General features: G+C 74.0%; 15 protein-coding genes. 14 read left to right on the top strand and 1 reads right to left on the bottom strand.

The window, feature by feature from the left end; genetic code table 11:
- The first annotated feature begins 146 nt into the window (after positions 1–146).
- The 8 genes from EV188_RS14425 to EV188_RS14390 all read left to right on the top strand — a co-directional run bounded on the left by EV188_RS14425 (position 147) and on the right by EV188_RS14390 (position 9744).
- Complete coding sequence (locus EV188_RS14425) at positions 147–1895, top strand: PEP-utilizing enzyme (RefSeq protein ID WP_133826929.1); 1749 nt, start codon at positions 147–149, stop codon at positions 1893–1895.
- Positions 1892–2695 (top strand): inositol monophosphatase family protein, encoded by an 804-nt coding sequence (locus tag EV188_RS14420; protein ID WP_133826928.1) that lies wholly within the window; start codon positions 1892–1894, stop codon positions 2693–2695. The genes EV188_RS14425 and EV188_RS14420 overlap by 4 nt, the downstream gene beginning before the upstream one ends.
- On the top strand, positions 2695–3726 hold the full coding sequence (locus EV188_RS14415; protein ID WP_133826927.1) for a cobalamin-independent methionine synthase II family protein: 1032 nt from the start codon (positions 2695–2697) through the stop codon (positions 3724–3726). Before EV188_RS14420 ends, EV188_RS14415 begins: the two co-directional genes overlap by 1 nt.
- 1 nt (position 3727) lies before the next feature.
- Complete coding sequence (locus EV188_RS14410) at positions 3728–4783, top strand: cobalamin-independent methionine synthase II family protein (protein WP_133826926.1); 1056 nt, start codon at positions 3728–3730, stop codon at positions 4781–4783.
- A 54-nt stretch (positions 4784–4837) separates the two neighbouring features.
- On the top strand, positions 4838–6355 hold the full coding sequence (locus EV188_RS14405; protein ID WP_133826925.1) for an AbgT family transporter: 1518 nt from the start codon (positions 4838–4840) through the stop codon (positions 6353–6355).
- On the top strand, positions 6355–7491 hold the full coding sequence (locus EV188_RS14400; protein WP_133826924.1) for a M20/M25/M40 family metallo-hydrolase: 1137 nt from the start codon (positions 6355–6357) through the stop codon (positions 7489–7491). The genes EV188_RS14405 and EV188_RS14400 overlap by 1 nt, the downstream gene beginning before the upstream one ends.
- A 181-nt stretch (positions 7492–7672) precedes the next feature.
- Positions 7673–8455, top strand: coding sequence for a hypothetical protein (locus EV188_RS14395; protein WP_133826923.1), 783 nt, complete (start codon positions 7673–7675; stop codon positions 8453–8455).
- Complete coding sequence (locus tag EV188_RS14390; RefSeq protein WP_133826922.1) at positions 8452–9744, top strand: RNA polymerase sigma factor; 1293 nt, start codon at positions 8452–8454, stop codon at positions 9742–9744. Before EV188_RS14395 ends, EV188_RS14390 begins: the two co-directional genes overlap by 4 nt.
- 4 nt (positions 9745–9748) lie before the next feature.
- On the opposite strand, the gene EV188_RS14385 is transcribed toward EV188_RS14390, so the two are convergent.
- A complete protein-coding gene (locus tag EV188_RS14385) occupies positions 9749–10021 on the bottom strand; it encodes a hypothetical protein (RefSeq protein ID WP_133826921.1) in 273 nt (90 codons plus the stop codon).
- 513 nt (positions 10022–10534) lie between these two features.
- Here EV188_RS14385 and EV188_RS14380 point away from each other — a divergent pair.
- The 6 genes from EV188_RS14380 (at position 10535) to EV188_RS31580 (ending at position 13918) form a co-directional block, all read left to right on the top strand.
- The gene (locus EV188_RS14380) at positions 10535–10975 is read left to right on the top strand and encodes a DUF3293 domain-containing protein (protein ID WP_166659881.1); all 441 of its coding nucleotides are present in this window, start codon (positions 10535–10537) and stop codon (positions 10973–10975) included.
- A gap of 21 nt (positions 10976–10996) precedes the next feature.
- Positions 10997–11410 carry a nitroreductase family deazaflavin-dependent oxidoreductase gene (locus EV188_RS14375; protein ID WP_208114182.1) on the top strand — a complete coding sequence of 138 codons (414 nt, stop codon included), beginning with the start codon at positions 10997–10999 and terminating at the stop codon, positions 11408–11410.
- A complete protein-coding gene (locus EV188_RS14370; protein ID WP_133826918.1) occupies positions 11410–12141 on the top strand; it encodes a uracil-DNA glycosylase family protein in 732 nt (243 codons plus the stop codon). Before EV188_RS14375 ends, EV188_RS14370 begins: the two co-directional genes overlap by 1 nt.
- 225 nt (positions 12142–12366) lie before the next feature.
- Positions 12367–12777: a PE domain-containing protein gene (locus EV188_RS14365; RefSeq protein WP_133826917.1), complete on the top strand. Its 411-nt coding sequence runs from the start codon at positions 12367–12369 to the stop codon at positions 12775–12777.
- An 8-nt stretch (positions 12778–12785) separates the two neighbouring features.
- On the top strand, positions 12786–13340 hold the full coding sequence (locus EV188_RS14360; protein WP_133826916.1) for a DUF3558 domain-containing protein: 555 nt from the start codon (positions 12786–12788) through the stop codon (positions 13338–13340).
- Positions 13337–13918: a nucleoside/nucleotide kinase family protein gene (locus EV188_RS31580; RefSeq protein WP_166659880.1), complete on the top strand. Its 582-nt coding sequence runs from the start codon at positions 13337–13339 to the stop codon at positions 13916–13918. Before EV188_RS14360 ends, EV188_RS31580 begins: the two co-directional genes overlap by 4 nt.
- Positions 13919–13935 lie beyond the last annotated feature (17 nt).

Raw genomic sequence — 13935 nt, 5'->3', positions numbered from 1 at the left:
CGACGCTGGCCGGACCCGTCGGGGGTGTCAAGGGCCACAGTCCGCCTGCCGGAACCGGACAGCCTCGCCGGAAGCGGCTACCGGCCACCCGCGACCCGCTCCTAGCGTCCGACGGCACCGCAGCCCCATCACGAGGACGTGAGCCGGTGAGCACCATCGAGGACACCAGCACGGTCATCCCCCTCGGCGAGTACGCCGACGGTGACTTCTACCCCGGCTACGAGCCGCGGCTGGAGTCCCGGCCGTTCCTCGCCGAGCCGCTCGCGCCGTTCACGCGCGCCGACGAGGACCGCTTCTGGATGCGCGACTCGCAGCACTTCGCCGAGGGCATCACCCCGGCGAGCATGGCCCTGCTCGAGGACGCCCAGACCTGGGGTACGCAGTACGGCGCCGAGATCGTCGGCATCCCGCCGACCGCCGGCATGGTCAACCGGATCGCCGGCGTGCACGTCTACCTCGGGCAGTGCCCGATCACCTCGCTGTGGCAGATGGGCGCGCGCGCCGAGCGCTTCGGGGCGTTCGCCGGGCCGCGGCTCGCCGACTTCGCCACCTACTGGGCGGGCTACCGCGCCGAGCTCGAGGCCGCGTACACGCACTTCGACGCCCTCGACGTCGACACGATGGACCGCGCCGAGCTGCACGCCGCGCTCGTCGACGCGATCGCCTTCCACCGGCGCGGCTGGGGCGTGCACTTCGAGGTCATGTACCTGCTCGCCGCCAACTACGTCGCGCTGTTCCAGCTCACCGCCGACCTCGGCCTCGAGACCGGGCAGATCCCGAAGTGGCTCGCCGGCGAGGAGACCGCCTACCTGCAGACCGACGAGGGGCTCTGGCGCCTCGCCGGGCGGGCCCGCGAGCTCGGGGTCGCCGAGGCGCTGGCCGAGCCGACCGTCGAGGGGGCCCGGGCGGCGCTGGAGGCGACCCCCGGCGGCGCGCAGTGGTGGGCCGAGCTCCAGGAGTTCCTCGCGGTCTGGGGCCAGCGCACCGACGAGACCGCGACGATGGACCGGCCGTCGTGGGCCGAGCACCCGGCGACGCCGCTGGGCACGATCCGCGAGTTCCTCACCCGCCCCGAGGGCCACGACTTCGCGGCGGCGCGCCGCGAGGTGCTCGCCGAGCGCGACCGTCTCGTCGACTCCGCGCGCGCCGCGATCGCCGACGACGGGGACCGCCGGCGCTTCGACGAGGCCCTCGCGTCCAACCGTGCCGCCAACTTCGTCTGGTGGAACGAGGAGCACAACTTCCTCATCGACCGCCGCATCCACCTGCCGATCCGGCGCCTCACGCTCGCCGTGGCCGACCGCCTCGTCGCCGACGGGGTGCTCGACGCGCGCGAGGACGTGTTCTTCCTGTTCCGCCACGAGCTGCTGGACCTGCTCACCGGCGGCGGGCCGGCCGACTGCCGGTCGCTGGTCACCGCGCGCCGCGACTACTACGACCACTGGTCGGCGCGGGGCGGCGAGCTGCCGCCCGTCGTCGGCACCGTGCCCGACGCCGTCAACGACCCGATCATGACCGAGCTCTTCGGCCTCACCCCGGACTACTTCGCGACGATCAAGGGCCGACAGGCCACGGCGACGCTCTCGGGGTTCGCGGCGTCGCGCGGCACGGTCGTCGGCACCGCGCGGGTGGTGCGCGCCGCGCAGGACATCGACCAGGTCCGCGACGGCGACGTCCTCGTCTGCGGCGGCACGACCACCGAGTGGACGCCGGTGTTCGGGCTGGTCAGCGGGTGCGTGACCGACACCGGCGGCACCCTGTCGCACACGGCGATCATCGCCCGCGAGTACGGCCTCCCGTGCGTCGTCGGCACGGGCGTCGCGACCTCGACGATCAGGACCGGTGACCGGGTGCGGATCGACGGCGACCGCGGCGTGGTGGAGGTGCTGGGGTGAATCTCGACGAACTGGCCGGTGTCGCCGAGCGGGCCGCCCGCGCCGGCGGCGCCGTCCTGCTCGACCACCAGGACAAGATCCTCGAGGTCACGCTCAAGGACGCCCGCGTCGACGTCAGCTCCTCGGCCGACCTCGCCGCGCAGGAGGCCGTCATCGCGGCCATCCGGGCCGAACGGCCCGACGACGTCGTGCTCGGCGAGGAGGACGCGCCGGACACGAGCACGCCGGCCGAGGGCCTGCGCTGGTGGGTCGACCCGCTCGACGGCACCCGCGCGTTCATCGACGGCTTCCCGTGGTTCGCGACGGCGGTGTCGGTGACGCTGGACGGCGACCCGGTCGTCGCCACCGTCTACGACCCGCTGCGCGACGAGCTCTACGCCGCCGTCCGCGGAGGCGGGGCGACGTGCAACGGGCGTCGGCTGCAGGTGTCGTCGGCCACGCGCGCGGCCGAGGTCGTGGTGGTCGTGCAGGCGCAGTCGTCGGACCCGGTGGTCATCGCCGAGTTCGCGCGGCTGATGCGGGCGATGCTCACGGTGTCCGGCGGGGTGCGCTTCCCGGGAGCTCCTGCGCTGGTCATGGCCCACATCGCCGCCGGCCACCTCGGCGGCTACGTCGAGCGCGACATGCCGCCGTGGGACGTCGCCGGTGGCCGGCTGCTCGTCGAGGAGGCCGGCGGCCGCGTCACCGACTTCGACGGGCAGACCCGCGACGCGTCCACCCGCTACGACGTCGTCGCCAGCAACGGCGGCGCGCACGACGAGCTCGTCGCCGCCACCGGCATGCGCTTCGAGGAGGGCTGATGACCGTCCACACCGAGATCGCGGTGACGACGACCGGCGGCTGGGCGCGCCCGGGCTGGTGGGACGTCGTCGAACCGGCCGAGGCCGCGGGCCGCTTCGGGCCGGACGACGAGCGCGAGCTCTACGACGACTACTGCCGCCTGGCCATCGACGACCAGGAGCGCTGCGGGCTCGACATCGTCACCGACGGCGAGCACCGCCGCCGTGGCTGGATCGAGAACATCACCGCCGCGCTGCCCGGCCTCGTCCTGCAGCCGGCGCCGCGGCGTCTCGGCGCGCTGGGCTACGACATGCTCGATGTCTGGAAGGTCACCCAGCCGCTCGACGAGCTCGCCTGGATGTGGGACTTCGTCGGCGAGTACCGCTTCCTGCGCGCCGCGACCGACCGGCGCCCGCGCGTCGGCATGCCGGGGCCGTACGGGATGACCACCGAGCTGGACTTCCGCGACGTCTACCCCTCGCGCAAGGCGTGCGCGGAGGCGCTGGTCCCGGCGCTGCGCGGGCACATCCAGGAGCTGCTCGACGCCGGGTGCGACTACATCCAGCTCGAGGAGCCGATCACGCCGGCGGTGGCGGACGACGACCGGACGCCCCAGGCGATGGTCGACGTCATCAACAAGGTCGTCGACGGCTTCGACGGTTGCACCTTCACCGTGCACATCTGCTTCGGCTCGTTCCGCCGCCTGCCCTACGCCAAGCGGACCTACCGCTGGCTCTTCCCGACGCTGCTCGACGCGAACGTCCACGGCTTCAGCCTGGAGTTCGGCGGGCGCGAGATGGCCGAGATCGACCTCGTCGGGCAGTGGGACCCGGGCCGGATCCTCTCGGCGGGTCTCGTCGACATCAAGACGCACTACGCCGAGACCCCCGACGACCTGGTCGAACGCCTGCGCACGTGCCTCAAGTACCGCAGTCCCGAGGCGCTGGAGATCTCGACCGACTGCGGGCTGAGGCGTGTGCCGAGGAACCTCGCGATCGCCAAGATGACGGCCGCCGCCCAGGCCGCGGAGAGGGTGCGCCGGGATGGCTGACATGACCATCAGGGCCGAGACGGTGGGTTCGTTCCTGCGGCCCTCCGCCCTGTCCGACGCGATGGCCGCCGGACGGGCCGACCTGCAGGAGCTCCAGGACCGGGCGGTGCTCGACGTCCTCGAGCTGCAGCGATCCGTCGGCCTGCCCGTCGTCGGGGACGGCGAGATGCGCCGGCGCATCTGGCACGGCCCGGTCCTCGACGTCACCGACGGCTTCGACCCCGAGGGCTTCACGCGCACGTGGACGGCGCCGGACGGGCGGACCGCGTCGCACACCTCGCCCGTGGTCGCCTCGCGGCTGACCGCGACCGGCAGCCTCGTCGACATCGAGGCGGGCTTCGTGCTGGCGCACGCCGACCGCCCGGTGAAGGTGACCCTGCCCGTCCCGACGAACTTCCTGAGCTACTGGACCGACGGCGTCTCCGACCGGGCGTACGCCGACCCGCACGAATTCCTCGACGACCTCGTGGCGATCATGAACCGGCAGGCGCTGGCCCTCGCCGAGGCCGGCGTGCGGTACCTGCAGCTGGACGCGCCGAAGTACACGTTCCTCGACAACCGGCGGCTCTTCCCCGACCCCGAGCGCTGGCAGGAGCAGCTGGCCTCGTACGTGCGGACCGACCGGCGCGTGTTCGACGGGCTGCCCGACGACGTCGTCACCGGCATCCACATCTGCCGCGGCAACTACCGCAGCATGTACGAGAGCACCGTGCCCTACGACGAGATGGGCGAGGTCCTGTTCTCGGAGGCGCGCTACGACCGGCTGCTGCTCGAGTACGACGACGCCCGCGCCGGCGGGTTGGACGCGCTGCGCCACGTGCGGCCCGGGAGCACCGCCGTCCTCGGCCTCGTCACCACCAAGCACCCCGAGCTGGAGTCCGTCGACGACCTGCGCCGCCGGATCGACGAGGCGGCCTCGGTCCTGCCGCTCGAGCGGCTCGCGCTGAGCCCGCAGTGCGGGTTCGCCAGCACGTGGGAGGGCAACGAGCTCTCCGCGGAGGACCAACGTCGCAAGCTCGAGACCGTGGTGCGGACGGCGGAGCTGGTCTGGTCGTAGCGCGTTCCCGGTCCTCGCCTTGATCCTCCTCGGGTCGTCGGGGAGGGTCGGGCGATGGCGACCGAGGCGGAGGCCGAGCCGGAACGCCTGCCGGGGTTCCTCGGGTTCGTCGAACGGGTCGGCAACAGGCTGCCCGACCCGGTCCTGCTGTTCGTGCTGCTCGGGGCCGCGCTTGCGGTGCTCTCGGCGATCCTGGCCGCGGTGGGTCTCGAGGCGCAGGTGCCGGGGGCCGCCGCGCCGACCCCGGTCCGCAGCCTGCTCTCCGGCGAGGGGCTCCGGTTCGCGCTGGGGTCGGCGATCGAGAACTTCGTCGAGTTCCCGCCGCTCGGGACGATCATCGCGGTGCTGCTCGGCATCGCCGTCGCCGACCGCTCGGGGCTGCTGCCGACGCTGCTGCGGGTGACGGTGCTACGGGCGCCGCGGCGGCTCGTGACGCCGGCCCTGATGCTCACCGGCGTCAGCGGGTCGGTGGCGTCCGACGCCGCCTACATGGTGCTGATCCCGCTCGGCGCGATGGTCTTCCGGACGCTGGGCCGGAGCCCGGCCGTGGGTGCGGTGGCCGCGTTCATCGCGGTCGGGGCCGGGTACGACGCGAGCATCTTCCTGACGGCCACCGACGTGCTGCTCGCCGGCATCACGAACCGCGCGGCGGCCATCGTCGACCCGACGGTCGAGCTGACGGCGCTGTCGAACTACTGGTTCTCGATCGCCTCGGCGATCGTCGTGGCGCTCGCCGCGGCGGTGGTCGTGGACAAGGTGGTGGAGCCCCGTCTCGGCGCGGTGGACTCCGACTCGTCCGCGGACGGGGACGACGCCGACCTGAGCGTGTCGGCCACCGAGACGCGGGGCCTCAAGGTCGCCGCGGTGACGTTCGTGGTGTTCCTCGGCGTGTGCGCCCTCGCGTGGCTGCCGCCGGGCGCCCCGCTGCGCGACCCCGAGGGCGGCGGGATCATCCAGTCGCCGTTCGTCTCGAGCATCGCGGTGATCCTGCTGATCGGCTTCACCGCCGTGGGCATCGCCTACGGGCTGGCGACGGGCAGCATCACGCGCGCCGGCGACGTGCCGGCGATGATGCGCGACGGGATGGGCGAGGTCGCCCCGCTGCTCGTGCTGTTCTTCGTCATCGCGCAGTTCCTGGCGTGGTTCTCGTGGACCGGCATCGGCCAGTGGCTCGCGGTGACCGGCGCGGACGGGTTGCGTGCGCTCGGCGCGCCCGCGCCGGTGCTGCTGGTCCTCAGCATCCTGCTGATCTTCCTGCTCGGTCTGGTGATCACGAGCGGGTCGGCGCAGTGGTCGCTGCTCGCGCCGGTGATGGTGCCGATGCTGCTGCTCGTCGGGATCGACGCCGCCGCCAGCCAGGCCGCGTTCCGGATCGGCGACTCGATCGCCAACGTCCTGACCCCGATGAGCCCCTACTTCGCCGTGACGCTGGGCTTCCTGCAGCAGTACCGGCGCTCGGCGGGCATCGGGACCCTCGTGTCGATGACGCTGCCGATCGCGATGACGATGTTCGTGGTCTGGGTCGTGCTGTTCGTGGTGTGGATCGTGCTGCGCCTTCCCCTGGGGGTCTGATGTCCGCGGTCCGGTCGCTGATCGCCTCGCGCCTCGACGACGTGGTCGAGGACCTCGCGATGCTCGTCGACGCGGAGACGCCGAGCACCCATCCGCTGCTGCTCTCCCGGGGCGCGGCCGAGCTCGTGCCGTGGGTGAAGGAGCGGTGGCGCTGCGAGTCCGCGACGACGCTCGGCGACGGGCCGGGCGCGGTGATCCAGGTGGACGTGCCGGGCTCGCTGCCGGGGACGGTCGTGCTGCTCGGGCACCTCGACACGGTGTTCGACGCCGGGACGCTGGCGCGCCGGCCGTTCTCGGTGCGCGACGGGATCGCCCGCGGGCCCGGGGTGTTCGACATGAAGGCCGGGCTCGTGCAGGGCGTGCACGCCGTCGCGGCGCTCGACGAGCTCGGGGTGCCGCGGCCGTCGGTGCGGCTGCTGGTCAACGCCGACGAGGAGGTCGGGAGTCTGGGGTCGCGGTCGTTCCTGGTGTCGGCCGCGGCCGGGGCGTCGGCGGTGCTCGTGCTGGAGCCCGGCGGCGTCGCCGGCACCGTGAAGACCGCGCGCAAGGGCGTCGGGCTGTGGACGGTGACCGCGACCGGCGTCGCGGCCCACGCCGGGCTGGACCCGGAGGCCGGCGCGTCGGCGGTGCACGCGCTCGCGGCGCTGACGACGCACCTCGTGGGGTCGGCGCATCCTTCGCTCGGCACGACGGTGAACGTCGGCGTCTTCTCCGGCGGCACGCGACCGAACGTCGTCGCCGACCACGCGCGGCTCGAGATCGACGTGCGGGCGCGGACCGAGGCGGAGGCGTCGCGGGTCGGCGAGGTGCTGACCTCCTGGCGGCCGGACGACGACCGGGTGCGCGTGGAGGTCGCCGGCGGGTGGAACCGGCCGCCGTGGTCGGAGCCGGCGCCGGAGCTGGTGGCACGTGCTCGTGCTCTCGTCGCCTCGCTCGGGGTGGCGTTCGACCCGCGCGAGGTCGGCGGCGCCAGCGACGGCAACATCCTCGCGGCCGCGGGGCTCCCGGTGCTCGACGGTCTCGGGGCGAGCGGCGGCGGCGCGCACGCGGAGCACGAGCACGTCGTGGTCGGCGACCTCCCGGTGCGCGTCGCCCTGCTCGCGGGGCTCATCGCGGGATCTCCGTCCGCACCCTGACCCCGGAACCGCGCGATTCCCCGTCACGGGCGTCATCTGAACGGGCGGCGAACCACGTTCGTGTGGTTCTCCTGCATCACGGAAAGGTCACCGATGAGTTTCGGACCAGGGGTGATGACGCGCGAACGGGTGAGTTATGGTCCGCCGTGTGAGCCAGTCGGGTGATGTCACTCAGACCAACGTGTTCGACCTGACGAAGCGGGGCTACAACCCGAACCAGGTCGACGGACACGTCCAGGCACTGCTGTCGCGGGTCGAGGTGCTCGAACACGCCCACCGGCAGGAACAGCAGCGCGCCGACGAGGCCGAGGCGGAGCTGACGCGCGTCCGGAACCGTCCGGCCGAGGGTGACGGCCAGGGCGAGGCCGCCGTGCAGAACGGCTTCGGCCACCGCGTCGAGCGCGTGCTGCGCGTCGCCGAGCAGGAGGCCTCGAACGCCCGTGCCACCGCGGCGCGCGAGGCGTCGGCGCTGATGGAGCGCACGCGCAAGGAAGCGGAGTCCCACCGCCAGGACATCGAGCAGAACCTGTCCGCGCGCCGCGCCGCCCTCGACGAGGAGGCGTCCCGACGGCGCGCCGACCTCGACGAACGCGAGCGCGAGCTCGACGAGCAGGCCTCCGCCGCCCGCGAGGAAGCCGAGCAGACGCTCGCCGAGGCCCGCATGGGCGCCGAGCAGATCACCCGCGAGGCCGAGGCCGAGGCCCAGCGCCGCCGCGAGGACACCGAGTCGATCATCCGCCGCCGGCACACCGAGGCCGAGAACGAGCTCCAGCGCCTCAAGGGGCTGCACGACGGCGTGCGCACCGACCTCGGCCGGCTGCTCGAGTCGCTCTCCGGTCAGCTCCCGAACCGCGACGGCCAGCGCCACCTGGCCGTCGCCGCGGCGGCCGCCGACGCCAACACCGCGGTCCACCCGGTGCACGGCGACCACGGCGCGCGGATCGACGAGGCCGGTTCGTCGTGACCGCGGCGCCCTCCGGGTACGGCACGGTGTTCGTGCCCGGGCGGACGGGCGGGTTCGCCCGGCCGCGGGCGACCGACCGCACCGTCGTCATGGCGCCGGTCGCGGACGCGGCGACGTCCGTCTCCCCCGCTCAGCGGGCGCTCGAGGGCCTGCCGTCGGTGCAGCGCCGCGCGCTGGTCCTGCGCTGGTCGCACGGCATGGCGACCCACGAGATCGCCGCCCTCGACGGTGTCGCGCTGGACGTCGTCGAACGCCGCCTCGTCCACGGCGCGCTCGCGTTCTCCCACCTCCTCGGCGTCCCGGCCGGCGTCACGAGCCCGGGTGTCGTCGCGGCCCGCGAGGTCGCCGCGCTCGGGCCGCGGGCCGAGCTCCCGCCCGCGACCGGTGGGCGCGCTCGTGTCGCCGGACCGGCTCGGGTCGCGGCGGCGGTCCTTCCGGCGTCTGCTTCCGCGGCGCCTGCCCCGGTCGCGACGTCCGACCCGGTGCCGCCGCGTGCGGACGTCCCGCCGTCCGGTGTGGCTACGACGCCCCCGCTCGACGAGCCTCGCGACCGGCGCCTGCCCATCGCCGCGGCCTGCCTCGCCGCCGCGTCGATGGCGGCCCTCGGTGTCGCCGCCGCGACGGCCAACGGTCTCGACGTCAGCGGGCTCTCCGGCGACACGACGGGCCCGCCCGCCGGCACCGTGCCCGGCCCGGGGCTCGGTGCGGTGATCCCGGGGCCCGGCTCGGCCCCGGGCCCGCTGGTCCAGGCCCCCGCGGCCGGCGGGACCGACGACCTCGGGCTGCCGAGCGCCTCCTCCGACGCGGGCGGCGCCGTGCCTCCGTCGCTCGCCGCGGCCAGTGCGCCGGCCCCCGCGGGGCTCGGGGTGGTGCCGGGCGGCGCCCCTGGCGGCGGTGGTCCGGCCGTCGGCGGTGGCGGACCGGCCGTCGGCGGGAGCGCGGGCGGTGGTGGTGGGGGCTCGCACAGCAGCGGCCCGGTGACGCCGTCCTCGTCGTCCTCCTCGTCCGCGCCGTCGTCGTCCGCACCGTCCTCGTCCGCGCCGTCCTCGTCCACGCCGTCCTCGTCCACGCTGCCGAGCTCGTCGAACCCGCCGAGCTCGCCGTCGGCCGGGCCGACCCGCAACGACCCGCCCCCGCGCGCCAACGCCTCGAGCGGGGGGCGAGGCGGTGGTGACCGTGGGGAGCGTGGCGGCCGCGGCGAGGGCCGGAGTGGCGACCGTGGTGACCGCGGTGGCGACCGGGGCAACGGTGGCGGCGACCGTGGCGGCCCGCGCGGCAGCGGTCGCTGAGCCGCTATCCGGGACTCCGGTCGACCACCTCCTCTCCCGCGAGGGCGGGCGGTGACACGTCGTCGACGAGCCGCAGGTCGGCCACGTAGACCGCCTCGTCGGTGACCTCGTCCGGCGCGGGCACCGCGTCGAGCCGCACCGCGTCGGCCGGACGGTGGGTCGTACGCCGGTACCGGCGGATCTCCCGCACGACGTAGCGCCGTCGGCAGAGCGCCACGGCCTCCCCGTGCTCGGTGCCGGACGCCAGCTCCGGGTCGAGGTAGAGCGCGCCCTCCACCCAGAGCCGTCCCTCCGCGGCTCCGACGCCGCCCAGTTGAGCGGGAAGAGCCGCCCGTCGACGTCGAGGACGTCCACGTGGCAGCGGCACCCGTCCGACTCGAGCGGCGCCGTGATCAGCGCGCCACGCCCCTCGAAGCACCCGAACTCGTCGACCTTCCACGTCTCGCTCTCCGAGAGCGCCGGCAGGTGCCCGGCGGCGTAGATCGCGGGCGCGACCTCCACCTCGCGCCCCACGACGATCGCCGACAGCTCCCCGGCCGCGAGGTGGTGGGGCAGGAGCTGGACCGTCACCTCGCCGTCCCACCGCTCCTCGCGCAGCGCTCGACGTCCGAGCGTGCGCCGGACGAAGTCGTCCGAGCCCTCGTGGTGGCGCCCGGCCACCGTCCGTTCCCTGGTCCGCCGCGTCCGCGCGGGTTTCGCCATGTGTGCCTCCTCGGTTCTCTCCTGGTTGGAGAGCCGGGAGACGCGATCGGTTCCGACGGTTTCGGGGCCTGTGGACAATCGCTCCCCGATGGACAGAGCCGCGCGCACCGACGACTACACGCACGCCGTCCTGCGCGTCCCCGACCTCGACGGCCGTGCCCTGACCCTCCGACCGCGGCCGGCGGGGCAGGTCGCGGGCACGTTCCCGTTCGACGCGCCCGTCCACGTCGTCACCGCCCACAACCCCGGCGGGGAGCGACCGGGCGCCGCGGAGAACGCGGCTCGTCAGGCCCGTCTCGAGGCGGAGCTCGATGCGCGGGGCTTGCGGCACTGGCGGACGGTGGCGGGCGGCGAGGACGGCGCGCACGCCGAGGAGGGCGCGCTCGTCGTCGGGCTCGACGACCCCGCCGCGTGCGCGCTCGGCGCCGCGTGGGGGCAGGACGCCGTCTTCCGGTGGAGCAGCACCGCGTGGACCGTGCTCGCCTGCGACGCGTCACCGTCGGTCGATCTCGGGTGGACGACCGCGTGACACGTCGTCGTCGGGGGCAGGATGGTCGACGTGAGCGACTGGAATCAGCAGATCATCGAGGAGTTCCGCGCCAACGAGGGGCGGGTCGGCGGCCCGTTCGAGGGTGCGCCGTTGTTGTTGCTGCACCACACCGGGCGGAAGTCGGGCACCGAGCGCGTGACCCCGATGATGTACCAGGCCGTCGACGACGGGTACGCGGTCTTCGCCTCCTACGCCGGGGCGGACGTCCACCCCGCCTGGTACCACAACATGCTCGCGAACCCGGACGTCAGCGCCGAGATCGGCACCGACACCGTCGCCCTCCACGCCCGCGACCTGCCCGCGGAGGAGCGCGACCCGATCTGGGAGAAGCAGAAGAAGGACTACCCGGGCTTCGCCGACTACGAGTCCAAGACCGACCGGACGATCCCGGTCGTGCTGCTCGAACGGCGCTGATGACGCGCCCGGTGTGGAACAAGCTCGCCCACAAGCGGGGCGAGCTGCTCAGCCGCGACCTCGCCCCCGACGTGCACGCCGAGCGCTGGGCACGGCGCTACGACGGTCAGGTCGGCGAGCTCAACCGCTGGGTCGACCACGTCCGGGACACGACCTACGAGAACCTCCCCTACCTCGACCCGGCGAGCGCCGGTCAGGGAGCGCGCGTGCTCGTGCTGCTCCAGGACCCGTCGGGCGAGGCGGAGGAGGGCTCGGGGTTCGTCAGCAGGCACAACAACGACCCCACCGCGCACAACACCTACATCGCGGCCGACCGCGCCAAGCTCGACCAGGACATCGCGCTGCACTGGAACGTGGTGCCGTGGTGGGTCGCGAACCCGGCGAAGCCCGTCCGGTCGCTGGAGAAGGAGGCGGTGCGGGCCCAGCCGTACCTCGTCGCGCTCCTGGAGATGCTCGACCCGGCGCCGTCGGAGGTCGTGCTGCTCGGGAAGCCGGCCGCCCGGGCGTGGACGCGGCTGGTGCGTGCGGGGCTGCCGGAGGGACTGCGCGAGGCGACGGTGGCGCGGGCGCCGCACCCGAGTCCGCTGGTGTACCCGCGGATCGACGCCGCGACCGGGCGTGCCAACGGCGACCTGATCGTCGAGGCGATGCGGATGGCGGGTCAGCGCGCGCGTGGGGAGAAGGCGCGGCCGGCGGCGGGTGGTCCGGCCGGTCGGCGGCGGCCGTTCTGAGCGGGTGTCTTCGCTTTGACGGGAACGCTTCGGTTTCCGAAGCGTTTCTGGGGAAGCCTTCCGGCTCACGTCGGCGGGCCGGGGCGTCGTCGCTTTCGTGCGAACGCTTCGGTTTCCGAAGCATCTCCGGCGACGTCGACCAGTCCTGCCGTCCGGCCCCTACGGCGGCGGAGATCTCGCTAGCGTCGGCACGCGACACGGACCGGCGAGCGGAAGGACGGCGAGATGACCGATCCCCTGCCTCCACCGCTGGAGGCGGACTCCCCGGCCTCGCCGCCCGACGGCAGCACCGTCCCGCGATACCGGCCGCCGGAAGTCGGGGGTGGGACGTTCACCGTCGACCTCGCCCAGGCGCCCCAGGCAATCCGGGAGTTGGAGGACGCAGCCCGAGAGCTGAGCGAGATCCGTCGCGAGGCCGAGCGACTCGGCAAGATCGACCCGCCGGCTGCGGACCTCGTGAGCCGCGACGCGGCGAATGTGCTCGGCGCCGCGGCGGCGGGTGGGAGCGGCTCGTTCGTCGCAGCGCTGGACAGCGGAATCCTGCAGATCCAGAACATGATCACGGCCCTCCAGACCGCGATGACGGACTACAGCGGGACCGATGCGCGGAACGCGGCTGCCCTGAGGCAACGGTGATACGCCTCGTGGCTGCTACCGCGATGCTCGCTGTGCTCTTCATCGCCGGATGCACAGCGGACGCGCCCCCGCCCACACCGACCCGAGCTCCGACGCCCGACCGGTTCGGCGCTCCGGTACCGACCCGTTCGCTCGACGGAACTGCTCTGTCGGATCGTCCGTGCAACCTCCTCGCCGAGAGCGAGCTCCAGTCCTTCGGGCTCCAAGCCAGGGGGCGCTTGCAGCAACTCCCGCTCGGTGCACCGGCGTGTGTATGGGAGGGCCCCGGCTTCAGCCGAGAGGTCTCAGCCGCAGTCATCGTCGATCGGGACTACCTGGTGGACACCTACCGCACTCGCTCGACGTACCAGGTGTTCGATGCCATCACCGTCGGCGGTCTTCCCGCCGTGGCGCAGCAGACCACGGTCGAGGCCCTGACCTGCACGGTGACGGTCGGCATCGCGGTCGGTCAGGCCGTCGACGTCACCTCCACGGAGTTCGGCACAGCGCCGGCACCTCCGTGCGACACCGCTCGGCGCGTCGCCGAGACCGTCGTCGCCGACCTCCCACCCCTCCAGAAGTGACGTCCCTCGACTCCTTCGCCGCGCACCTGACCTCGCTGCCCGCGTCGGTCGGCGCGACGGTGCTCGTCGGGATCGACGGGTTCTCCGGGGCCGGGAAGACGGCGCTGGCCGACGACCTCGGCGCGCGCGAGGACATCACCGTCGTGTCGATCGAGGAGTTCTACCTCGGGTGGGCCGGGCTGGGCGACGCGCCGGCGCGGGCGGTCGCGGGGCTCGTGGAGCCGCTGCGGCGCGGCGAGGTCCCGCGCTGGCGCGCCTGGGACTGGGAGCACGACACCGAGGGCCCGGAGCGGGCGCGGCCGGTGACCACGCGCGTCGTCGTCCTCGAGGGCTGTGGAGCCGGGGCGCGCCTGCTGCGGGAGCACGAGGCGCTGACGGTGTGGGTCGACGCGGACGCGCAGGAGCGGGAAGGGCGGCTGCGGGACCGCGAGGACTGGGCGCTCTACGCCCCGCACCGTGACGCGTGGCGGCGCACCGAGCAGGCGCTCGCCGAGCGGGAGGGCCTCCCGGGCGCCGCGGACGTCGTCGTCCGGCGTCGTGCGGACGGGTCCGTGGAGGTCTCGTCGGCTCGCCGATGAGACTGTGTGTGCTCACG

The organism is Actinomycetospora succinea, assembly GCF_004363095.1.
In the GTDB taxonomy this organism is placed as follows: domain Bacteria; phylum Actinomycetota; class Actinomycetes; order Mycobacteriales; family Pseudonocardiaceae; genus Actinomycetospora; species Actinomycetospora succinea.
Note: the sequence above shows the minus strand (reverse complement) of the source record. Positions and strands in the feature narration are given on the sequence as shown.